Source organism: Pseudoalteromonas shioyasakiensis (assembly GCF_022398475.1).
Taxonomy (GTDB): Bacteria; Pseudomonadota; Gammaproteobacteria; order Enterobacterales; family Alteromonadaceae; genus Pseudoalteromonas.
In genome coordinates this window covers 1-21,455 of the sequence record NZ_JAKEVM010000073.1, presented here as the reverse complement: position 1 = coordinate 21,455, position 21,455 = coordinate 1, and the positions used below count along the sequence as shown (strand labels likewise).

19 protein-coding genes and 1 riboswitch are annotated in these 21,455 nt (G+C 41.9%); of the genes, 8 read left to right on the top strand and 11 right to left on the bottom strand.

The window, feature by feature from the left end; genetic code table 11:
* Positions 1 to 96: 96 nt before the first annotated feature.
* The 6 genes from L1D51_RS13105 to L1D51_RS13080 form a co-directional block, all read right to left on the bottom strand.
* Positions 97 to 1,101 carry a hypothetical protein gene (locus L1D51_RS13105; RefSeq protein ID WP_239963852.1) on the bottom strand — a complete coding sequence of 335 codons (1,005 nt, stop codon included), beginning with the start codon at positions 1,099 to 1,101 and terminating at the stop codon, positions 97 to 99.
* Positions 1,101 to 2,042 carry a hypothetical protein gene (locus tag L1D51_RS13100; RefSeq protein ID WP_054563470.1) on the bottom strand — a complete coding sequence of 314 codons (942 nt, stop codon included), beginning with the start codon at positions 2,040 to 2,042 and terminating at the stop codon, positions 1,101 to 1,103. Before L1D51_RS13100 ends, L1D51_RS13105 begins: the two co-directional genes overlap by 1 nt.
* 212 nt (positions 2,043 to 2,254) lie before the next feature.
* The gene (gene acnB / locus L1D51_RS13095; protein WP_054563469.1) at positions 2,255 to 4,852 is read right to left on the bottom strand and encodes a bifunctional aconitate hydratase 2/2-methylisocitrate dehydratase; all 2,598 of its coding nucleotides are present in this window, start codon (positions 4,850 to 4,852) and stop codon (positions 2,255 to 2,257) included.
* Positions 4,853 to 5,147: 295 nt separating this feature from the next.
* On the bottom strand, positions 5,148 to 6,218 hold the full coding sequence (locus L1D51_RS13090; RefSeq protein WP_055198942.1) for an OmpA family protein: 1,071 nt from the start codon (positions 6,216 to 6,218) through the stop codon (positions 5,148 to 5,150).
* Positions 6,219 to 6,684: 466 nt separating this feature from the next.
* Positions 6,685 to 8,097, bottom strand: coding sequence for a protein adenylyltransferase SelO (locus L1D51_RS13085; RefSeq protein ID WP_239963851.1), 1,413 nt, complete (start codon positions 8,095 to 8,097; stop codon positions 6,685 to 6,687).
* An 8-nt stretch (positions 8,098 to 8,105) separates the two neighbouring features.
* Positions 8,106 to 8,801, bottom strand: coding sequence for a DNA-3-methyladenine glycosylase I (locus L1D51_RS13080; protein ID WP_054563466.1), 696 nt, complete (start codon positions 8,799 to 8,801; stop codon positions 8,106 to 8,108).
* A gap of 183 nt (positions 8,802 to 8,984) precedes the next feature.
* A riboswitch (Lysine riboswitch) is annotated at positions 8,985 to 9,181 on the top strand.
* A 137-nt stretch (positions 9,182 to 9,318) separates the two neighbouring features.
* Here L1D51_RS13080 and dapA point away from each other — a divergent pair.
* From dapA to L1D51_RS13055, 5 genes are all read left to right on the top strand, one after another.
* Positions 9,319 to 10,203 carry a 4-hydroxy-tetrahydrodipicolinate synthase gene (gene dapA, locus L1D51_RS13075; protein ID WP_239963850.1) on the top strand — a complete coding sequence of 295 codons (885 nt, stop codon included), beginning with the start codon at positions 9,319 to 9,321 and terminating at the stop codon, positions 10,201 to 10,203.
* Between the two features lie 14 nt (positions 10,204 to 10,217).
* On the top strand, positions 10,218 to 10,958 hold the full coding sequence (locus L1D51_RS13070) for a 2,3,4,5-tetrahydropyridine-2,6-dicarboxylate N-succinyltransferase (protein WP_055020882.1): 741 nt from the start codon (positions 10,218 to 10,220) through the stop codon (positions 10,956 to 10,958).
* Complete coding sequence (locus L1D51_RS13065) at positions 10,958 to 12,163, top strand: PLP-dependent decarboxylase (protein ID WP_054563464.1); 1,206 nt, start codon at positions 10,958 to 10,960, stop codon at positions 12,161 to 12,163. Before L1D51_RS13070 ends, L1D51_RS13065 begins: the two co-directional genes overlap by 1 nt.
* A 5-nt stretch (positions 12,164 to 12,168) precedes the next feature.
* A complete protein-coding gene (locus L1D51_RS13060; RefSeq protein WP_239963849.1) occupies positions 12,169 to 13,287 on the top strand; it encodes a succinylglutamate desuccinylase/aspartoacylase family protein in 1,119 nt (372 codons plus the stop codon).
* A gap of 186 nt (positions 13,288 to 13,473) precedes the next feature.
* Positions 13,474 to 14,511: a phospholipase A gene (locus L1D51_RS13055; protein WP_054563462.1), complete on the top strand. Its 1,038-nt coding sequence runs from the start codon at positions 13,474 to 13,476 to the stop codon at positions 14,509 to 14,511.
* Positions 14,512 to 14,559: 48 nt separating this feature from the next.
* On the opposite strand, the gene L1D51_RS13050 is transcribed toward L1D51_RS13055, so the two are convergent.
* Complete coding sequence (locus L1D51_RS13050; RefSeq protein WP_239963848.1) at positions 14,560 to 15,453, bottom strand: bifunctional GNAT family N-acetyltransferase/hotdog fold thioesterase; 894 nt, start codon at positions 15,451 to 15,453, stop codon at positions 14,560 to 14,562.
* A gap of 228 nt (positions 15,454 to 15,681) precedes the next feature.
* Here L1D51_RS13050 and L1D51_RS13045 point away from each other — a divergent pair, with 228 nt between their 5' ends.
* Entirely contained in the window at positions 15,682 to 16,371 is a 690-nt protein-coding gene (locus L1D51_RS13045; protein ID WP_054563460.1) for a spermidine synthase, read from the top strand.
* 216 nt (positions 16,372 to 16,587) lie between these two features.
* On the opposite strand, the gene dtd is transcribed toward L1D51_RS13045, so the two are convergent.
* The 3 genes from dtd to L1D51_RS13030 are packed head-to-tail and all read right to left on the bottom strand — an operon-like array spanning position 16,588 to position 18,864.
* Complete coding sequence (gene dtd / locus L1D51_RS13040; RefSeq protein ID WP_054563459.1) at positions 16,588 to 17,025, bottom strand: D-aminoacyl-tRNA deacylase; 438 nt, start codon at positions 17,023 to 17,025, stop codon at positions 16,588 to 16,590.
* The gene (locus L1D51_RS13035) at positions 17,013 to 17,966 is read right to left on the bottom strand and encodes an alpha/beta fold hydrolase (RefSeq protein WP_058583993.1); all 954 of its coding nucleotides are present in this window, start codon (positions 17,964 to 17,966) and stop codon (positions 17,013 to 17,015) included. The genes dtd and L1D51_RS13035 overlap by 13 nt, the downstream gene beginning before the upstream one ends.
* A 25-nt stretch (positions 17,967 to 17,991) precedes the next feature.
* Complete coding sequence (locus L1D51_RS13030; protein WP_054563457.1) at positions 17,992 to 18,864, bottom strand: virulence factor BrkB family protein; 873 nt, start codon at positions 18,862 to 18,864, stop codon at positions 17,992 to 17,994.
* 86 nt (positions 18,865 to 18,950) lie between these two features.
* Here L1D51_RS13030 and L1D51_RS13025 point away from each other — a divergent pair, with 86 nt between their 5' ends.
* On the top strand, positions 18,951 to 19,607 hold the full coding sequence (locus L1D51_RS13025) for a DUF2959 domain-containing protein (RefSeq protein ID WP_054563456.1): 657 nt from the start codon (positions 18,951 to 18,953) through the stop codon (positions 19,605 to 19,607).
* A 133-nt stretch (positions 19,608 to 19,740) separates the two neighbouring features.
* Positions 19,741 to 20,832 (top strand): MBL fold metallo-hydrolase, encoded by a 1,092-nt coding sequence (locus L1D51_RS13020; RefSeq protein WP_055020878.1) that lies wholly within the window; start codon positions 19,741 to 19,743, stop codon positions 20,830 to 20,832.
* A gap of 15 nt (positions 20,833 to 20,847) precedes the next feature.
* Here L1D51_RS13020 and L1D51_RS13015 read toward each other — a convergent pair whose 3' ends face one another.
* Entirely contained in the window at positions 20,848 to 21,273 is a 426-nt protein-coding gene (locus L1D51_RS13015) for a BLUF domain-containing protein (RefSeq protein WP_239963847.1), read from the bottom strand.
* Positions 21,274 to 21,455 lie beyond the last annotated feature (182 nt).

Here is a 21,455-nt window from a genome sequence, read left to right as displayed (position 1 = left end):
TGGCTGTTTTAGGTTGCACAATTTACGACAAGTTTAATTGCTCATAGAAAGGGAAACTTGATAAAAAGCCACAGCGAACTGTGGCTCTTGGTTTACTCAATTAATTGCTTTTCTTACTTGTTGAAGCTGCTCCTGAAAAGAGAGGCCTCTCAGATCACCCAAACCAGCAGCCATGGTCAATGCATAAATTTCACTTTCTAGACTCAGCATGTGCGCTTCAACAGTGTCTTTATCAATAGCCGATTTTTGGGCTAAGTACTCAGCATAGAGACTATTAATACGATCGATTTGTAATGACAATAAAGCAGCTTGTTGTTTAATTTGCTCGTACTCACGATAGTTAGCTTTACTAAATGTTTCACCTTGCTCTAATTGTTTTCGAACGTCCTGATAAACTGTCGGAAATATATCGACTTTTTTTGAGTTAGCTAGCCCATAAATTTTTTCGATATACTGAGAGAAATAAAACTGTACAACGGCGTCTTTTTCTAAATCAATGAGTTGCTCTAATAGCTTAGGTACATACTCAGCAACTTGCTGCTCTTGCCCGTCAATGAGCATTTCCTTTAATTGTTGATGTTGCTTATCGAGCTCTCGATAACGCTTTTCATAAGATGTTTCAGCATCCAATTGATCTAAAATGGAGAATTCATCTCTAATTGGCTGTAAAACCGATGTGATCCTTTGCTTGGCAAGCTGCGCTTCAGTAACCAAGGAAATGACCTCCTGACTTTGAGACATGACTTCATCTGCAACCGTATCAGATGAGAACAGTGACGCACTTTTTAAAGCATGTTCAGGAGCTAAACGCAGTTCATTAAACTCAGGCTCAAGCACCGCCCATACTTTACGAGCCTTAGCTACACGCTCCTCATCAAATTGCGCTAAGTTCTCCGTATCTATTTGGTTATAAGCTGTCAGTGCTTCTTGGAAAACACTTTGGGCTTTTTCATAGGCTGCCTGTATTTGTTCGGGGGTCGCCTGTTCTTCACCTGTAATACTACTCGCAAGAGAACCTAAATCTTGCTGAACCGAGTCAATGGTTTTACATCCTGATAAAGAGAATAAAAGTAATGAGCTAATTATGGCGAACTTGTTCATTAATAGCTCCACTGCAAACCAACTGCAAAAGACACATTACTATATTCGACTTCAGGTACGCGCAGACGTTGACCATTTTCAAGATTCTTAGTCACTATATCGCGAGATTTGTATTGCGCATCAATACCGCCCATTAACGCAATATGTGACATTATTTGATAACGTAGCCCAACTCGTCCTAACACACCCCAGCCATTAAAACTGTCGGTTAATGTAGTTGTTTCAAATTGAGTATTTTGAATTTCAGAGTACATGGGTGTACTCAATTCAGCTTCTGCATACCAGCTGTACTTATTAAAACTGTCTTTTAAACGACTATCGTAACGGGCACCTAAAGTAAGCAAGATACCCATTTGATCTTCTGACACAGAGACCACGGGGCGTAGCTGGGAGTTATAATCTTGTTGGTCGCCCACATTGTTCGCGTTATTCATACCCGGTAAGGTAAAACGAGCGGGGTTATCTGGATCATCTGAGATAGCAATCAGTGCCTCATCAAATGCCGCCGCACCTGGTTGCACAAAAGCAAAATTTGAGCGTGTAAAACTAGAAGTAAAAAACTTAGTGCCTAAAGTAAACTGTATGGCTTTTGAAAAATTATAAGCACCTTTAAAACCGATCTCATTCGCTTTTGTTTTAAATGCATTTTCTTGAATATCGCCAAACTCTGCCAAATGCCAAGTTTCAGTTTCAATTTCAGTAGAAATTGTTGCAGCACTTTCAATATAGAATCCCCAATCATCATCGATCCCTGTGTATGATATCTGTCGTATTGCGGGATTGGTCACATCAATTGACTGGCTCAACTTGCCAAACCCTGCTACATCATTAAGAGTTTCACTATAGCTAATCGTTTCAAAACCGAGTCGAACTTCACTAAAAGAGGGGTTAACAGCAAGAGCCGAACCACTAAGGGGGAGTAAAAGAAGAAGTGCTTTCATTGTTCAATTCCTTGATTTGCAAAATCTATGCAGCCAAGAAATGATGCCCGCCTTCCTTGGTTACAACATTAAACACAAAGTTACAACTGTTAACTTTTAACAATAATCAGTGTAGACAAATGTATTAATTTTACAAACCAAACTGAACAAAAACTTAATAAAAAAGCCCGCTAGGTGCGGGCTTTTATACTAGTAAATTTAATTATTACTAATTATACAGCTTGCTGAACGATCACTTGGTCTGCCTTTTTAGTGTATTGAGGCATACGGTGGAAGTTCAGGTAACGATAAGTATCAGCTGCAGTTGCATTGATCTTATCTGCATACTCTTGGTACTCAGCAGGTGTAGGTAATTTACCTAAGATTGCCGCTACTGCTGCAAGCTCTGCTGATGCTAAGAATACGTTAGCGCCAGTACCTAGACGGTTAGGGAAGTTACGCGTAGAGGTAGAAACTACAGTTGCTTTATCAGCAACACGTGCTTGGTTACCCATACATAGTGAACACCCTGGAGTTTCGATACGTGCACCTACGCGACCAAAGATACCGTAGTAACCTTCATCAGTAAGCTGGTCTTTATCCATCTTCGTTGGTGGTGCAACCCAAAGTTGAGTTGGGATACGACCACTGAAACCATCTAGTAGTTTACCTGCAGCACGGAAGTGACCGATGTTAGTCATACAAGAACCGATGAATACTTCATCGATTTTCTCGCCTGTTACGTCAGAAAGAAGACGTGCATCATCTGGGTCATTTGGAGCACAAAGGATTGGCTCTTTGATGTCTGCAAGATCGATTTCGATTACATGCTTGTACTCTGCATCAGCGTCAGCTTCCATAAGTTCAGGATTAGCTAACCACTCTTGCATTGCATTGATACGACGCTCAATAGTACGAACATCACCGTAACCTTCAGAGATCATCCACTTAAGCATTACGATGTTTGACTCTAGGTATTCAGCAATAGACTCTTTAGAAAGCTTAACAGTACAACCTGCCGCTGAACGCTCAGCTGATGCATCAGAAAGTTCGAAAGCTTGCTCAACAGTTAAGTGCTCAACACCTTCGATTTCTAGTACGCGACCAGAGAATTCGTTGATTTTACCTTTCTTCTCAACAGTAAGAAGACCTTCTTTAATACCGTAGTAAGGGATAGCATGAACTAGGTCACGTAGTGTGATACCTGGCTGCATTTCACCTTTGAAACGTACTAAGATTGACTCAGGCATATCAAGAGGCATTACACCAGTTGCTGCTGCGAATGCTACCGCACCTGAACCCGCTGGGAATGAAATACCTAGAGGGAAACGAGTATGAGAGTCACCACCAGTACCTACTGTATCTGGTAATAACATACGGTTTAACCATGAGTGGATTACACCGTCACCTGGACGAAGTGATACACCGCCACGGTTCATGATGAAATCAGGAAGTGTGTGGTGAGTGTTTACGTCGATTGGCTTAGGATAAGCTGATGTATGACAGAAAGACTGCATTGTTAAATCTGCAGAGAAGCCTAAACATGCTAGATCTTTAAGTTCGTCACGCGTCATAGGACCTGTTGTATCTTGCGAACCAACAGTTGTCATTTTCGGCTCACAGTATTGGCCAGGACGTACGCCAGGCATGTTACATGCTTTACCAACCATCTTCTGAGCTAATGTGAAGCCTTTACCAGAATCAGTTACAAGAGCAGGCTTGCGGAAGATATCTTCAGCTTCCATACCTAGTGATGCACGTGCTTTGTCAGTTAAACCACGACCGATGATTAGTGGAATACGACCACCAGCACGAACTTCATCAAGAATTACATCTGATTTAAGTGAGAAAGTAGAGATTACTTCATCAGTACCGTGACGCTTAACAACACCTTCGTATGGGAAGATATCGATTTGGTCACCCATGTTTAGCTCATCAACAGGAAGTTCGATTGGTAATGCACCAGAGTCTTCCATTGTGTTGAAGAAAATAGGAGCGATTTTACCACCTAAACATACACCACCAACGCGTTTGTTTGGTACGTGAGGAATATCATCACCCATGAACCAAAGTACAGAGTTTGTTGCAGATTTACGAGAAGAACCCGTACCAACTACATCACCAACGTATGCAAGAGGTAAACCTTTCGTTTTAAGCTCTTCTAGTTGTGAGATTGGACCAACTTCACCTGGTTTTTCAGGATTGATACCATCACGTTCGTTCTTCAGCATTGCTAAAGCGTGTAGTGGAATATCAGGGCGAGACCATGCGTCTGGAGCAGGAGAAAGGTCATCAGTATTTGTTTCGCCAGTTACTTTGAATACCGTAACTGAGATTTTTTCAGCAACTGCAGGCTTGTTTACAAACCATTCTGCATTTGCCCAAGATTCGATTACTTGCTTAGCAAATTCGTTACCTGCTTTCGCTTTTTCTTCTACATCATAGAAAGCATCGAACATTAATAATGTGTTTGATAAACCTTTAACAACGATCGGCGCTAACGCTTCGTCATCTAGAAGATCAATCATAGGTGCGATGTTGTAACCACCTAGCATAGTACCAAGTAGCTCAGCTGCTTTTTCTTTTGATACAAGTGGAGAGCTCGCTTCACCTTTTGCAACTGCAGCTAAGAAACCTGCTTTGATGTAAGCAGCATCATCAACACCCGGTGGTACGCGGTTAACTAGAAGATCAACGATAAACTCTTCTTCGCCTGCCGGTGGGTTTTTGATTAATTCAATAAGATCAGCCGTTTGCTGAGCATCTAATGGCGCTGGTACGATACCTAACGCGGCACGTTCTTCTACGTGTTTACGATATTCTTGTAGCACAATATTGCCCTCTTGGTGACGTGAAAGTACTCGGTAGTATTAAGCTAAATACCAATTAAGACCCAGCACTTATAGTATTCTGACGGTTAATTATAAAGCTTTTAAGTATAGATGAAAATCCATGCTGTAAGTAAGGAGTTTAATATTCACTATAAATAGCATGAATAGTACTAGAAAAAAAAGCTATTCAAATGAATATTTATTAAGAATCATTCCTATCTACTTACTTTAGAGGTGTTAGAAGTGAAAAAACCCAGCACTAGGCTGGGTTTTAAAATTTTCGTAAAGAGTTAGATTAACGCTCTACTTTTACACGCTCAATTACAGATACTTTCGCTTCAACACGACGGTTTTCAGCGTGAGCTTCTGGCGTATTTGCTGGGTTTTTAAGGCGCTCTTCACCTAAACCAACAGTAGTAAGACGCATTGGGTCAATACCGTCTTCGATTAGTTTCTTAGCAACAGCATCAGCACGTTTCTTAGATAACCACTTGTTGTAGTCAGCTTTACCTACTGATGAAGTGTGACCTTCAAGTACTACGTCAGTACCTGGGTGCTCTTTTAAGAACTTAGCAGCGCGGTCAATATCATCTAAGTATTGTTGAGATACTTTAGACGTGTTGTTAGGGAACGTGATTAGTAAGCTCTTAGTTACTTCACGATCTTCATATAATGTACAGCCAGTACCATCAACAGCGTCAGTCATTGGCGTGTTTGCACATTGGTCATCAGCATCAGGGATGTTATCGCCATCGCTATCAACTGGCTCAACCGCAACAGGAACAACTGTTGGAGCAGGTTCAACTGGCTCAGAAGCTGAGCTTTGCGCACCAAAGATATAGCTTAGGCCTAATTTAGCGCCAACATCTGTGTAACCACGGTCAAGACCTTGGTATAAAGATGTTTCAGCGTTAAACGCGAAGTTATCTGTGAAGTAGTGTTGGTAACCAGCACCTACGTTTGCGAACATTAGATCTTCGTCAACCGCATCAAGATTTTTAAGGCCGAAAATACCGTAGAATGGACCACCACCTAAGTGATATAAAGCGTCAATACCGTAACGTTTGCCACTTTCAGTACCGCTAACAGAAGTACCGTCGTTTAGATCAGCTTTCCAATCGAAGTCCATATCAGCGTATTCTAAACGAGCGCTCCAGTAATCACTAAAACGGTAACCTAGCTCTAAACCCCAACCTGTAGAGTCATCAACATCAAGGCCACCTGGAGTGTAGTCGCGGACATTTTCCCAAGAATTATCATAGTAGTCGCCAAATGCGCCGATGTAGAAACCTTGCTTTTCGGCAGCGAAGCTTGAAGCACTAGTTGCAGCAAGTGCTAAAGCAATAGTAAGTGATTTTAATTTCATTGTTTCCTTCCCATTTTCACAATTAAAATTGTAGCTAAGTCAAACCAGCTCAATCAGTTTAAACAGAGTAGTCGACTAATAGTTAATCAAAACTTAACGAACTCGGTACAGAACAAAAATCTTGCCGAGTAATTTCAGTCAATTACCCAAATAATAGGTTATCTAAATAACTTTGCGTAACAATGCCTTTAGATCGCTTTGTTATGATTAGGTGAAAGCCGATTCAGCCTAATCTACTGACTTCAAAACCGATAAAAGTCCATTCCCAATTACATTATTATATTGGTTATTTTTAAATCAACAAGTTGAAAGCAACTTTATTTGTAAATTTTCGTTAAAAAGCAAAACTTTAGTGCTATTTTATTGATATAAATCATAACACTGGCAGCTAACTTGCTCAATCAACGAACACTCAGATTTAAAAAAATGAGCATTTACAATTGTTATCAACCATAAAGATTAACCCTTAAGTACCACAAAAAGTTTGGTAATTACAATCACCTTCCTTCGGAGGTTGATACCATGCCGCAAATTCTTCCTCATACTCATATGGTTTTTGAATGACTTTTAAAAACTCATTGATTGATAAACTAGATCCGGCCTTTTCATACTCAGCCAAGATCATTTCAATATTATGATTACGCGGAATGACTGCAGGATTAACGGCTCGCATTGTGCTGTAACTTTCAGCTGATGTTCTGAGCCTCCATTTTGAAACCCATTCTTTTAAATTAGAATCTATAACAAAGTCTTTCACTAAAGATTCAGTAAGTGCATTGAAAGTGTTGGTGTAATCAAGTTGGTGTTGCTTCATTAACCCCAGTAACTCTGAAACTAAAGCGTTATCGCCTTCTTGCTGACCTGCTAATCCTAATTTCTGCTGCCACATAGTATTAAATGCATCATTAAATTTAGCAGCAAAACCATTCACAACCGGTGAGAGTTGCTCAACGGCAGCATCTTGATCAGTAAATAAAGGAATTAAGCTTTCAGCTAAACGCGCAATATTCCAATTGGCAATGTTCGGCTGATTACCAAATGCATAGCGCCCTTGATGGTCAATCGAACTAAACACCGTGTCTAAGTCAAACTGATTCATCATCGCGCAAGGACCATAATCAATGGTTTCACCGCTAATCAAGGTATTATCGGTATTCATCACGCCATGTATAAAGCCAATTCGCATCCAGCTGATAACGAGCTCAATTTGCTTATCTAACACGGCGGTTAAAAATTCAATATAACGCTGCTCACCCGTACCGCTAATGTCAGGAAAGTGGCAATTTATTGCGTAGTCGACTAGCTTTTCTAACCCTTCTATATCACCTTGTGTAGCTAAGTATTGAAATGAGCCAACACGAATATGGCTTTTAGCAAAACGAGTGACAACTGCACCCGGGCGAGGTGGCTGGCGATACACTGTTTCACCAGTAGTAACCACTGCTAAACAACGCGTAGTCGCGATACCAAGCGCATGAAGTGCCTCACTCATGATGTACTCACGTACAGCCGGACCAATAGCACAGCGACCATCACCACCACGAGAGAATACAGTTGCTCCTGCGCCTTTTAGCTGTAAGTCCCACAATGTGCCATTGTTATCTGCAATAGCACCAAGCAAATGCGCTCTACCATCACCAAGACGCGGTGAAAAATGACCAAATTGATGACCTGAGTAACCAAGTGCAACCGGTGCAACATCTTTATCTATTGTTGAACCAGATAGTAATTTAGCTAAATATTCGCTGTCGTGTTTAATTTCAAAATTATCAGCTAGCTTGTCATTAAATAGCAGTAATTGTGGCTTAGCAACGGCACTCGGCATATCTTTAATAGCAAGCAGTTCACTAATATCTGTGTATCGGGTTTGCAGTTCCATAACTGTCCTTAACGTGTTGCTACACCTACACGATTATCGCCTACACCATAGGCCACTAGTTGGCTTAGAGCCTGCAAGCTGTAACCGCTTTGCTGTTGTAATTCATTGAAAAAATCTTGTGCTGCTTGTAACGATTTCTTAGTTTGTAAGCCGCCATCAATCAACTCATGGGCACGCAAGTAGGCTTCTACATCGCGAGAAAGCAAAAAAGTATCTTTACCAAGCGCTCGCAAAGCGTACGGGCCAGTATTTCCCCCTAGACGCGCACCATGCTTTTTAAGATAGGCCCACAAACCAATAATATTGTCAGTTGGCCAATCTGCAATAAATTGGCTAAAACTGCCATGTTTCTCGGCAACTTCGTGGATCATGTACGCATTTTCAGGGATCGTTTGTACTTTTTTAAAATTACGAACAATTCGCTCATCACTGGCTTTTTGCTCAAGCATATCTGGCGGCATCATCAACAACTTTTCTACGCTGAAATCCCAAAACACATCACGAAAACCAGCCCATTTATTATTGATAACAGACCAATAAAAACCGCTTTGAAAGACTTTACGCGTAAACTCTTCTAACCATAAATCGTCATGCATTTTGGCAATATCAGTATCATCGAGCGGGTTTGATAACAATGCATGCAGCATTTCTTCGCTGCCTTTTCGAGATACGGCTCGCTGATAAATATCGTTAAATTTTTCCATCATTTTTCCAATTTATTTGGTTAACGCTAAGTGTACGTAAAAACACGCTTATACGTAACCATGTTGCAAAATCGGTCACTAAAAAACAAATTCTTCGCCTTGACACCTAGATGGCTAAAATGCTTTAATCGCCGCCAATACCCTATTTAACTATGTTGGCTTTAACCTTTAAAGCGAGCATAAAGGGCTGGAAGAGGTGCGTTATTCAGGTAGCGTATGGGAAGAGCACAGACTCTGTTGATCATACGTAAGGGGAATTAACGCCGAGAAGTAACACCGTTTGTGAGGTGCTTATTTCGGGCGACTGGGCTGAATCCCAGCGACTGTCACCAACAATAGCAAAGCGCTATTGATTAGTTTGGTGGAGAGCTTCTGGTCTTAGTATAATAAGGCCGTCGCGTCTTTATTATTTTAAGCCCATTCGCTCTTCGAATTATACCTTGTTCGAACGACGACATGCGGCTCCATTCAAATGCTCCCGCATAAACTCTTCGAATACCTTATAAGTTCGTGAGAGATGATCAACAATTTTGATTTAAACGACTATCCACTATGGACAGCGCTTGTCACGCCATTTTCTGAATCTGGCGAGGTCGATTACACGGCCCTTGAACAACTGGTTGCGGAGCAGCAAGATGCAAATAATGGCATTTTATTGCTTGGCAGTACCGGTGAAGGACTGGCGCTTTCACTCAAAGAGCAACAAGCCATTGTTGAACATGTTTGCCAATTAGCACCAAGTGTCCCACTCATGGTTGCTGTGGGCGGCATGAATCTTAAGCAACAAATTGCTTGGGTTGAATACTGCAACCAACTACCTATTCATGGCTACCTGTTAGGTTCACCTCTGTATGCAAAACCTGGGGTTGTTGGCCAAACACATTGGTTTGAAAGCCTACTAGACGCAAGTAACCACCCATGTATGTTGTATAACGTACCAGGACGCAGCGCAGTTGAGATTTCACCACAGGTGATCAAAAACCTTGCTGAGCACAAAAATCTTTGGGCTTTAAAAGAAGCCAGTGGCGACATTAGCAAATTTGAAGGCTTTAGAACGGCATCACCAACACTGGCCATATTTAGTGGCGACGATGCACTTATGCCATATTTTGCTCAAGCTGGTGCAAAAGGCTTAGTTTCGGTTGCCGCGAATGCTTGGCCGAGTCAAACCCATGAGTTTGTTAAACGTAGTTTAAGTGGTCAATACCCAAATCTATTCACCGATTGGTCGCAAGCAATCCAAAGTTTATTCGCTGTGGCAAATCCAATCCCAGTAAAAGTACTGATGCACCTGCAAGGTAAAATAAATACCCCGCATTTACGTCCGCCGCTTACGCATTTAGAGCTTGAGCAAACAGACAGCATCACCCACGCAAACAACACAATTTTATCTTGGAACTAAAAACAGGTTTTATCATGAGCTGGTTAGAATTATTAAACAACTTAGAATCAGGCGCAGTTCGCGCAGCAACACAAGACGAGAACGGCAACTGGCACGCCAATGTTGAAGTTAAACAAGGCATTTTAGAAGCCTTTAAAAACGGCACTAATACTGAGTTCCCTGGTGGTTTTGTTGATAAGCACAACTTAGCACCACAAGGCTTTGCAGCAGATGCAGGCGTGCGTATGGTACCAGGTGGTAGCAGTGTTCGCCGTGGCGCACACGTTGCCAAAGGCACGATTATCATGCCACCAGCATATGTGAATATTGGCGCGTTCATCGACGAAGGTACTATGGTCGATAGCCACGCATTAGTGGGTTCATGCGCACAAGTGGGTAAAAATGTTCACCTAAGTGCTGCAGTACAATTAGGTGGTGTACTAGAGCCAATTGGCGCTAGCCCTGTGGTTATTGAAGATGACGCATTCATCGGCGCAGGCTGCGTTATTGTTGAAGGTGTGGTTGTGAAAAAAGGTGCTGTACTTGCGCCAGGTGTACGCTTATCTGCAACTATTCCTGTCTACGATTGCGTTAACGAGCGCCAGCTAGACAAAGGTGAAGCCATCCCAGAAAACGCGATTGTGATCCCAGGCTCTCGCCCTGCTTCAAATGCATGGGCTCGCGAGCATGGTCTAAGCATGTCTTGTGCATTGATCGTGAAATACCGTGATGAACAAAGCGATGCATCATTACTGTTAGAAGAGGTTTTACGTTAATGAGCTTTTTGAGCACGCCCATCAAGCAAGCGGTTGAACAAGTTTCAACACATCTTGATACGCCATTTTTTATCTATGATTTAGATAAATTAACTGCACATTTAAATCAACTGACTGCGCAAACCGATGTGAAACTTTGGTATGCCGTTAAGGCCAACCCACTGTCTCGCATTATTCAATGTTTAGACAGCGCAGGGTTTAACTTTGATGTTGCAAGTAAAGGTGAACTTGAGCAAGTGCTTGCTCAAGGCATCGATAGCGAGCGCGTGCTCAACACAGGGCCTGCAAAGAGTCCTAAACAAATTTCACATTTTATTGCTCGCGGCGTACGTACTTTTGTGGCCGAGAGCATTAACCAAGTTCGCTGGTTAAACGAACAAGCAACAAAAGCAAATTGTCAGCTGCAAGTTCTATTGCGCGTACAACTTCGTTGGCCAGACAGCGAAAAGAATCCACTTGGCGGCGATAGTCTTACTCCTTTTGGTTTGGGCTGTGATGAGTGGCAAGCACTGACTGTAAGTGATTACCCAGCTCTTAACTTTGATGGCCTGCATATTTTCCAATGGGGCAATATGCTAAGTACTGACAAGCTCGCCGAGCTATGGCGCGCAATGATTGCGCCATTACAACAGCTAGCAAGCTCATTAAATATTAACCTTAATATTCTCGATTTAGGGGGTGGCTTAGGCATACCTTATACTCAAGATGCTAACCGACTCGATTGGTCTGCACTTATCGAGACTCTGGCGGCTATTAAAGCAGATGCCGGTGTCAAAGAGCTTTGGATGGAACTTGGCCGCTATGCGGTGGGCGAATGCGGCCATTACGCAACACCGGTTGTTGAGCGCAAAGAGAATTACAATCAACAACAGGTCATTTTATCAGGTGGTATTAACCATTTACTTCGCCCTGCTGTAACAAGCCAAGATTTTCCAGCGGCCTTACTACGCGAGTCAACGGCTGAGCCTGCGGCAATGACTTTATACGGGCCACTTTGCACCGCCCTTGATTGCTTAGGTGAGCACCAATTAGCGAGCGATTTAAATGAGCAAGACTGGTTGGTATTCAGCCAATGTGGCGCTTACGGCTTTACCGAAAGTATGCCGTACTTTTTATGTCACGAATTAGCGGCTGAATACATCCTTGAACAAGGCAATATTGAGTGCATTCGTAGCGCTGAAGATGCCAGCTATTATTTAAGGTAATCGCCATGAGTAAAGAGTTAATCAGCCAAGAGAATATTGTGGTTGGCGAGATTGCCAACGGCCTACCTCTAACAATTCCTGTGTATCGTTTAAAAGGCGATGACACGGGACCAAACGTGTATATACAAGCAAATATGCACGGCGCTGAAGTACAAGGTAATGCAGTAATTTATCAATTGCTTGAGCAGCTAAAATCACTCAAGCTGCGTGGCGATATTACCCTAGTTCCTTATGCTAACCCTATTGGTTGCAACCAAAAATCAGGTGAGTTTACTTTAGGTCGCTTCGATCCAATCACGGGTACCAACTGGAACCGCATGTACCGCTTTAATAAAGCGTTACCGTCACAGATTGCTGAACAGCATAAAGACAGTGATGATGCGACCCTTAAAGCTACATTTAAACAGGCACTCGTTGCTGACATCGACAATCAATTAAAGGGCCCTGATTACAGCCTAACAACGGGTAAGCGTATTGCCCTTAACTTGCAAAAGCTTGCCCATCAGGCTGATATTGTTTTAGACCTTCACACGGGGCCTATCTCAAGTAAGCACTTATATTGCCCTGAATACGCCAAAGACAGCGCAAGTTACTTCAACATCGAGCATGTGTTATTAATCCCAAGTGATTTTGATGGCGCCATGGATGAAGCGAGTTTCTGCCCATGGTGGTCACTATCTGAAGAGCTTGGCAAACAAGGCCGTGAATTTGCTGTTCAAGTCGAAGCATTCACCGTTGAGCTAGGTAGCCAAGAGAAAATCGATTTAAGTGCGGCTCTTGAAGATGCAAATAGCATTTTAAGTTACCTCAACCACAAAGAGGTATTAGTTGATGCAGCGTATCAACCAAAAGCGATGACACGCTATGCCTGCATGCTTGAAGATTATGTAGCTTACTACGCACCTATGGGTGGCATGGTTGAATATCTTGCCCCACTTGGCGGCCATATTAAAGCAGGCGAGCCCATTGCCCGTATTTTAAGAATGGAGCGCTACCTTTCTGAGCAGCCGCTACAAACATTAAGCTTTGATAAAGACGCCATTGCTATTTTGCATTTTGCTTCAGCAAGCGTGAATCAAGGCACCGAACTTTATAAGTTTTTTACCAACGTATTTGAGCTATAAGCTCATCCCTTCTCATTGCGTGAGAGTCAACGGCTTATGCCCTTAGGCCGTTACAGCAGGGCTCCAAGCTTAGCTTGGGGCTCTCTATTTACCTAAAATTTCAACAATTCAGTACAAGTTCACGGTTACTTATGTAAAAATCGTTATAATTATACCTACTTAAAAGTCTACTGAAAGGGAACTGCAATGGGATGGCGCATTTGGCTGGCAGCAGCTGGTTTATTTTCTGTACCTGTATTTGCTCAAACTGAACAACCACAAACTAACGAACAAGACGATGCGCTAGAACTCGTAAAGCAGTGTATTTTGAACGAAGCGATTGGCGGTGACGGTAAACAAACACTCGAAGAACTTCGTAAAAAATGCTCAGACTTAGACGAGAGTAAAAAGCTCACCGCTTTAGATAAGCGTAAAGCCCGTGAAGAAGTGAGCAAGAAAAACCGTAATGTGATCACCCCACATAAGCGTAACTACATATTACCGCTTTCATACGTATCTAACCCGAATGAACGTCCTTTTGATGGTTTAAAAGATCTTGCAGAGCAAACTGATGGCGAGCCACTTGATAATCTTGAAGTGAAATATCAACTTTCAATTAAAGTGCCTATCTTCGAAGGCTTTTCAGATAAAGATCAGGGCGTATTCTTTGCGTTTACCATGCAATCGTTTTGGCAGTTTTACAACAAAGATATTTCATCACCGTTTCGTGAAACAAACTACGAACCAGAGATCTTCTGGGTGAACTACCTTGATCCTGAGCATGTGCTTTGGGGCGATGAAATGGCAATTGCAATTGGTGCCTCACACCAATCGAATGGCCGCAGCCAGCCTAACTCACGTTCATGGAACCGTATCTATGCCGATTTCCTATGGGAAAAAGATGGCTTTGTTTTTAGCTTTAAGCCTTGGTACCGCATTCCTGAAGATAAAAAGGACGATGAGCTAGAAGCCCGTGGCGATGATAATCCTGATATCTACAAATACATGGGTTACTTTGAGTTTTCAGGTGCATACCGTTACAACGAGCATGAATTTAGCTTTATGACCCGTAATAACTTAAATTCAGATAATCGTGGTGCAATCCAATTAGATTGGTCTTTCCCTCTTTGGGGCCGATTACGTGGCTACGCACAATATTTTAATGGTTATGGTGAGAGCTTGATTGATTACAACGCCGATATTGAACGTTTTGGTGTGGGTATTCTGTTAACTGACTTGCTTTAACTTCTATTAATGAAGAGCGAGCTTTAGTTAGCTCGCTCTAAATAGTCGTTATTTTTTAACGATGAAGTGACCTTCGAATTCTGCTACTAACACATCACCATCGTATACATTTACTGGCACATGGTAGCTTGCTTTGCCACTGTCTTCTAAATCCGCTAACTTGCCTTTAAAGCCAGCCAACTCAACACTACCACGAGGGTCGTTATTTAGTGGTTTAAGGTATTTAATGTTGGCATCAGCTAACACGATATTTCCTTCGAGGCCTGCTTCTTTCAGCGCTAGGTAAGTTGCGCCCCACCCTGTTAAGGTAGCTAAGCTATAAATTGAACCCGCAAACATAGTGTTATGAAGGTTTAAGTTCGCATCTAAGTCAGCGCGGGTAGTAAACTGCCAATCGGTATAGCTTTCAACTTTAATGCCCATCGCATCACTGATTGGGATCGACTCACGCCAAGTGTTTTGCAGTACTTGTGTCCAGTTTGGATGACGGAACCAACCCGGCTCAGATGGTTTTTGTTTTACCATTTTCCAATGCTGTACATCGTCATAGGCAAGGTGCGCTTTTTCTTTTAATTCGTAGCCATGACGCTTATAGAAATCAAGGGCTCGCTCACGAGCAAACAATACCAGCTCGTCGGCATCTTGAGTCCATGCGATTTTTTCTAATTCATGTAATAAACGGCTACCAATATGCTGGTTACGATTACCTTCAGCGACCGCCATATAACGAACTTGCGCTTGCTGATGATTATTAAAATGCAGGCGAGCTACACCTAATACTTCGCCGTCATTATTTTTGATAAAGCGGTGCTCAGCGTCTTGCTCTAAGTCATCTTGCTCAGAACCACGCGGCTCGCCCCAGGGTGCTCTTAAAACCTGCCAACGTAATGAATAGTACGCTTGCCAATCTTCGCTGCTTTGTGGGGTGGTCACTTTAAACATAAAAACTCCTGTGATAATTCAGCCACTGTCTGTTGTTTTTCTGTCGTGGCCTTTGGAATGCGAATTACGATACGCGATCTTCTAACAAGTTGGAATAATACTTTGGTGACCCAGCCTAAATTATTATTCTTGGCTGTAAAAACTAATGCACAATTGCACTTTAAGCCTGCTGGTCTATGCTGAAATAATTGTCTTATTTTAATAAACAAATTGCTAAAGGCCCGAAATATGGAACATTTTCTTGAACCCAGTGGCGCAGTAAAACATAGTTTTATTGAGGACTGCCACCGATTAGGGCAACTCATCTATTGGCATAAACAAGGCAATTACAGTATTCAAGTTAGGCAACTTAACCAATTACGCTGGTTATTGATCAACGAAACTCTGCAATCGGTCATTGAAAAACGCCGACCTGCCAGGTTACTTTTCCCGCATTTACAATACCTTGCAAAACTTTGGCAAGACTTAGAGGAACCTAAAAAGATTTTAGAACTAGGGCTAGGCGGTGGTGCTATTCGTAATTACTTACAGCACACCTACCCTGACAGCCAACTGACATCGGTTGATAAAAACCCCGACATAATTCACTGCTATAAACGCTACTTTGGTGGCGACCATGCCAATAACTTGCACTGTTTTGATGCGCAGCAAGTATTAGAGCAAAACAACGAATATAATTGGATTATCCTAGATTTATTCAGTGAGGTAGATGCGCCATTATTTTTATACAAGCACCAGTTTTACACCAAACTACGAGCAGCGATGGCAAAAGATGGCTTGTTGTTCATTAATTTTTTATCTAATCACCCATCGCAACTAAAACAACTTGAGCACCTGCTAATCACCGAGTTTGGCAAGCGCCCAAGCATTGTAAAAATCCCCGACTACGTGAATCACATCGTGATGATCAAAAAATAAAAATGCTTATACCAATCCGCTTAATTAAGTAGTCTATTTTGAGGCAATAAAACCTCGTTGATAACAAGGCAAAAATTTCGTTATTTAGTTGTTCTCGGCAATTGCTCCTGCATTGCTCTACCTGCTGCATCCATGCAGTCGTAAATGAGAGATTTTTAACGCAGTTAGCGACAGGTTTAATCCCTCAAAATGATTAAGTATTATTGCGAGTTGGTATTACACAGATAAATTAAAAGTAACGGGACCATCGTTACATAGGCTTACTTGCATATCAGCACCAAACTGCCCTGTAGCCACTGTTAAGCCCGTTTTTTTAGCTTCAGCAATAAAATACTCATAGAGCGTATTGGCTTGTTCTGGGGTGCCAGCACTTGAAAAGCTCGGACGCATACCCTTTTTGGTGTCAGCTGCTAACGTAAACTGCGAAACCACTAAAAGCTCACCTTTGATGTCATTCAAACTTAAATTCATCTTTCCTTGTTCATCGGTAAAAATGCGGTAATTGCTGACTTTGTGTAAAAGCTTCTGGGCGCTTTGCTCGGTGTCCTGTTTTTCAACACCTAATAGCAGCAAAATACCTTGTGAAATTTCACCAACTACTTCGCCTGCCACTTCTACTTTTGCTTGTTTTACTCTTTGAATTAAGCCTTGCATTGATCCCTCGATAACTTGATATACATTAAATCTGCGGCACGTCGCATTGCCGCCAAATATACCTGATTATCGCTGCTGTGCCCAATGCCATCTAAAATCAATAATTGTGCATTTAACTGTTCAGCAAGCTGCTGTACGGCACTATATCGACAGATCAAATCGGCGCGGCCATGAATAAACCAAATAGGTAAATGAGTCAGTAGATGTGCATTTTCTGCGATAAAGCCTTCTTCAATGAAACAGTGATGACGAAAATAATGCACCATTAACTTTGCTTGATTTAACCCGACATGGGGCTCCTGTAAACTCCAGTTTGTCAAAGGCTCACCATGACATAGCACCTGCTCCCAATGACACCATAACTTGGCAAATTTACTGGCTTTAATTTGATCATCATTGTTTAGTTGCTGCTGATAAAAGTCGAGTAAGGCACGCCAATCAGTGTAATCATGTGCAAATTCATTAAAGCACTCAGGGTAAAAATGCGCGCCGGCTCCTTTTGTTGTGTAAAGCCACTCGAAGTCACTGTTACAAGCTAAAAAGCTAGCCCGTAAAATAAGCCCTGCAACATGCTCTTGGTGATGAATAGCATAGACAAGTGCCAAAGTGGCACCCCATGACTCACCACACACCAGCCACTTTTCAATACCCAGTTGCTGGCGTAAATACTCGAGATCGGCAACTAATTCTGAGGTGGTATTGGTTGAACTATCATGGGGTGTTGAGTGACCGCAACCGCGCTGACTGAACATGATCACTCGAAAACGTTCTAAGTCGAAAAAGCGGCAATTTTCAGGGCATAGACCCGCACCAGGCCCGCCATGGCATAACACCACAGCAATCCCTGTAGACGCACCATATTCTTGCACGTGGATTTGATGACCATCGCCAACACTTAAGTGATAATCACGGTTGGCAACATATTGTGGATGTAACTGCACCTCGCTCTCCTTAGGTGCAGTGAATTTAAACCTCTATATCAGGCGTGTCCTCAATATTCTCAGGGCTGATACATACTGTAAATTCTGCACCGAGTAATACGACAATCCACGACAAATACACCCATACAAATAAAATAGGGATTGTCGCCAACGCCCCATAAATAACTTCGTATGATGGGAAGTGGCTGATGTACAAAGCAAAGCCTTTTTTTGTCAGCTCAAACAACATAGCTGCAAACAAAGCGCCCGGAATTGCCGCTCTAAATGGAACTCGTGTGTTAGGAACTAAAGTATAGAGCATAATGAAGCCAATCATTGAAATTATGTAAGGTAATAATTTCAATAAAAAGCCACTAAAGCCGGGGATACCTTGATCGGCAAACGACACTAACGACACGATGTATGAAGTAACACCAATACTAGCCCCTAATAACACAGGGCCTAAACTAAGCACCATCCAATAAACGGCAAACGAAATCATCATTGGGCGCTTTTTCTTAATACGCCAAATTCGATTTAATGTAGCATCGACATTGCGAATAAGTAACAAAGATACCGCCGCTAAAAAACCCACACCAACGGCAGTCATTTTATTCGCATTACCGGCAAAAGCGCTGATATGCTCTTTAATTACATCTGTAGAGGTCGGCACAAGGTTAGTAAACAAGAAGTTTTCTATGGTCACTAACGTGCTTTCGAATCCTGGAAAAGCAGAAAAAATAGCCACACCAACCGCTACTAAAGGCACGATTGATAATAAGGTCACATAAGCCAAGTACCCAGCATTAACAGTGATTTGATCGTCAATACAACGATTAAGATACTGCATCCACCAAGTAGGTTGTTGCTTTAAAAAAGTGCTTAATTGCAACTTATATCGACTGAGCTTCTCATCCATAGAATCTAATTTCTGCTAAAATGTTTTGATAATCATAGCAATCCACCACATAATTTGAAATGACAGGTACCTAAAAAGGATTCTCAATGAAAAAACTGACACTTTTAAGTGCACCACTATTTGCAGTAACAATGGCATTATCAGGCTGTCAGTCAGCTTACTACTCAGCCATGGAATCTGTAGGTGTGCATAAGCGCGACATTTTAGTAGACCGCGTAGAAGAAACAAAAGAAGCACAGCAAGAGTCACAAGAAGAGTTTCAATCAGCATTAGACAGATTAACCACGCTGATCAACTTTGATGGTGGTGAGCTACAAGATGCCTACAATCAACTGAATGATGATTACGAGTCGAGCCTCGCGGCAGCAAACGACGTAACAAGCAATATCAATAAAGTAGAAGATGTAGCTGAAGCGCTATTTGATGAATGGGCCGATGAACTAGAGCAATACAAAAGCGCCTCTCTTAAACGTGAAAGCAGCAAAAAGCTCAATGCAACTAAGCGCCAATTTGATCAACTACTTCGCTCAATGCGTAGCGCAGAAAGCAAAATGGAGCCGGTATTATCATCACTTCATGATAATGTTTTGTACTTAAAACATAATCTAAACGCACAAGCTGTAACTGCAATCAAAGGTGAGTTCACAAGCCTAAAACGCGATATAAAAGTGTTAATGGACGACATGAACAAATCAATTGAAGACTCTAATAAGTTCATTGAGCAAATGAACAAAGCGGGCTAATCAGCTCAAGCTATTAATAAAAAAGCCTACTTAAACGTAGGCTTTTTTTATGTAACCTCTTGTTACTTTTTAATGATTTATCTTAAATTTTATTTTGCTAAACTCACTGCAAAGAATAAAAAGTAAGCATGGTATGCATTTAAAAACACTCTCAATTCTTATTGCAGCAGCACTTTTAAGTGCATGCAGTAATTCAAACACTGTTGATATTATTGCCGGTGAAGGCACCATTACTCCGTTAAAAACTGAGGGAGAGTACGAAGGCCGCTACCACAACCTTTATCCGGGTGATAAAGAATACCCAACAACCTGCACTGACAATTGCTATGAAGCATCAGAACTCCTTGTGTGCGACGACAGTAACTCACAATGCGAGTTTCACGCAGAACAACATGTGCCTGCAATCAATTCAGGTTTTACGGTGCGCTGGTTAGGTCATGCTGGGTTTTATATTCAATCACCAAATGGTGAGAAGCTGTTGTTTGACCCAGTTAAAGATCAGTTTGATTCGCCCGTAGACTTTGCCTTTAAGCTTGCTGGCGGCATTTATCGCAAACCTGGTTTTTGGCCATCACATGCTGAACTTAATGACTTAGATGCAGTAATGTACTCACACATTCACTATGACCATTTTAACAAGGCGGATATAGAAGAGATTGGCAATACCCCCCGCTACTTAGTGCCATTAGGCTTTGCAGATAACTTCCCGACGGGTGGCTTTAATATTTCAGAAATGGCGTGGTACGCAAGTACACAAATTAATGATTTAACGATTCATGCGCTGCCAGCTCATCACTTTAGCAGTCGTATAATGGTGCCTTTCATTTACGACGACCACAATAAAGATTTATGGAATGGTTGGTTACTTGAGCAAAATGGTAGAACCTTGTTTTTTGCTGGTGATACCGGTTACTCAAAACACTTCCAAGATATTAATCAAAAATACGGCGAGATTGATGTATGTTTAATGCCTATCGCTTCTTATTACCATGAAGAAAACGGTAAGTGGTATCGCTATGTTCATACAACGCCAGAAGACAGCTTAAACGCCGCAGAGGAGCTAAACTGTAAAGTGATGATCCCATGGGGTTATGGCAACTCAAGCTGGCAAATGGGTGACCATTCAAGCCACTCTGCATTATTAAGATTACTGCATATGCAAAAACAGATGAACAGCCAAGTCCCTCTTTACATATTGAATGAAGGTGAGCAAGTGTCACTGTAGTGACACTTACAAGCCCTACATAGTATGTTTGAGCAATGAGTCCCGTAAAGCCAACATAAGTTTATGGGCGCTTCCTGCCGACATGGCTAATGGATTAAATTCGCTGGTACCTGAGTACTTTAAGTTTAATGGAGTTGTCATTTTTGAATTAGGTATGTATCCCATCGACCAATTCTCAAATTCACGCTCTACTATTTCACAGTAATTCAGCATGATGATATTGCGGTGTCGTTTGTCATTAAGAATTCGATGATAAGTATCATTAACTGCTTTTCGTGACCCCTCAAGGCATTGCATAAAGTGATTACTATTAAAACAAAGTAGCCCAGTTACATTACTTTCTGCATTATTCTGCTTAGCTTTCTCGAGAATATCTTCGATGTCATTGGGCCCAAACCCATCGCTAATTTCACTTGTGTAAATCAGTCTAACTAAATACATCTTACTCTCCTGCAAGGTTGGTTTAGAAAAGATAGTACAGATGGGGGAGTTAGTAAAAAGTTGCGAGTGGTTAGTGGTTAGTGGTTAGTGGTTAGTGGTTAGTGGTTAGTGGTTAGTGGTTAGTGGTTAGTGGTTAGTGGTTAGTGGTTAGTGGTTAGTGGTTAGTGGTTAGTGGTTAGTGG

Bases quoted from the DNA above. Each gene is read 5' to 3' on its own strand.
- L1D51_RS13105 (WP_239963852.1), bottom strand. From the start codon at position 1,101: ATGAACAAGTTCGCCATAATTAGCTCATTACTTTTATTCTCTTTATCA.
- L1D51_RS13065 (WP_054563464.1), top strand. From the start codon at position 10,958: ATGAGCTTTTTGAGCACGCCCATCAAGCAAGCGGTTGAACAAGTTTCA.
- L1D51_RS13050 (WP_239963848.1), bottom strand. From the start codon at position 15,453: ATGTTTAAAGTGACCACCCCACAAAGCAGCGAAGATTGGCAAGCGTAC.
- L1D51_RS13070 (WP_055020882.1), top strand. From the start codon at position 10,218: ATGAGCTGGTTAGAATTATTAAACAACTTAGAATCAGGCGCAGTTCGC.
- L1D51_RS13015 (WP_239963847.1), bottom strand. From the start codon at position 21,273: ATGTATTTAGTTAGACTGATTTACACAAGTGAAATTAGCGATGGGTTT.
- L1D51_RS13020 (WP_055020878.1), top strand. From the start codon at position 19,741: ATGCATTTAAAAACACTCTCAATTCTTATTGCAGCAGCACTTTTAAGT.
- L1D51_RS13100 (WP_054563470.1), bottom strand. From the start codon at position 2,042: ATGAAAGCACTTCTTCTTTTACTCCCCCTTAGTGGTTCGGCTCTTGCT.
- L1D51_RS13085 (WP_239963851.1), bottom strand. From the start codon at position 8,097: ATGGAACTGCAAACCCGATACACAGATATTAGTGAACTGCTTGCTATT.
- L1D51_RS13025 (WP_054563456.1), top strand. From the start codon at position 18,951: ATGAAAAAACTGACACTTTTAAGTGCACCACTATTTGCAGTAACAATG.
- L1D51_RS13060 (WP_239963849.1), top strand. From the start codon at position 12,169: ATGAGTAAAGAGTTAATCAGCCAAGAGAATATTGTGGTTGGCGAGATT.
- L1D51_RS13030 (WP_054563457.1), bottom strand. From the start codon at position 18,864: ATGGATGAGAAGCTCAGTCGATATAAGTTGCAATTAAGCACTTTTTTA.
- L1D51_RS13055 (WP_054563462.1), top strand. From the start codon at position 13,474: ATGGGATGGCGCATTTGGCTGGCAGCAGCTGGTTTATTTTCTGTACCT.
- dapA (WP_239963850.1), top strand. From the start codon at position 9,319: ATGATCAACAATTTTGATTTAAACGACTATCCACTATGGACAGCGCTT.
- L1D51_RS13080 (WP_054563466.1), bottom strand. From the start codon at position 8,801: ATGGAAAAATTTAACGATATTTATCAGCGAGCCGTATCTCGAAAAGGC.
- dtd (WP_054563459.1), bottom strand. From the start codon at position 17,025: ATGCAAGGCTTAATTCAAAGAGTAAAACAAGCAAAAGTAGAAGTGGCA.
- L1D51_RS13045 (WP_054563460.1), top strand. From the start codon at position 15,682: ATGGAACATTTTCTTGAACCCAGTGGCGCAGTAAAACATAGTTTTATT.
- L1D51_RS13090 (WP_055198942.1), bottom strand. From the start codon at position 6,218: ATGAAATTAAAATCACTTACTATTGCTTTAGCACTTGCTGCAACTAGT.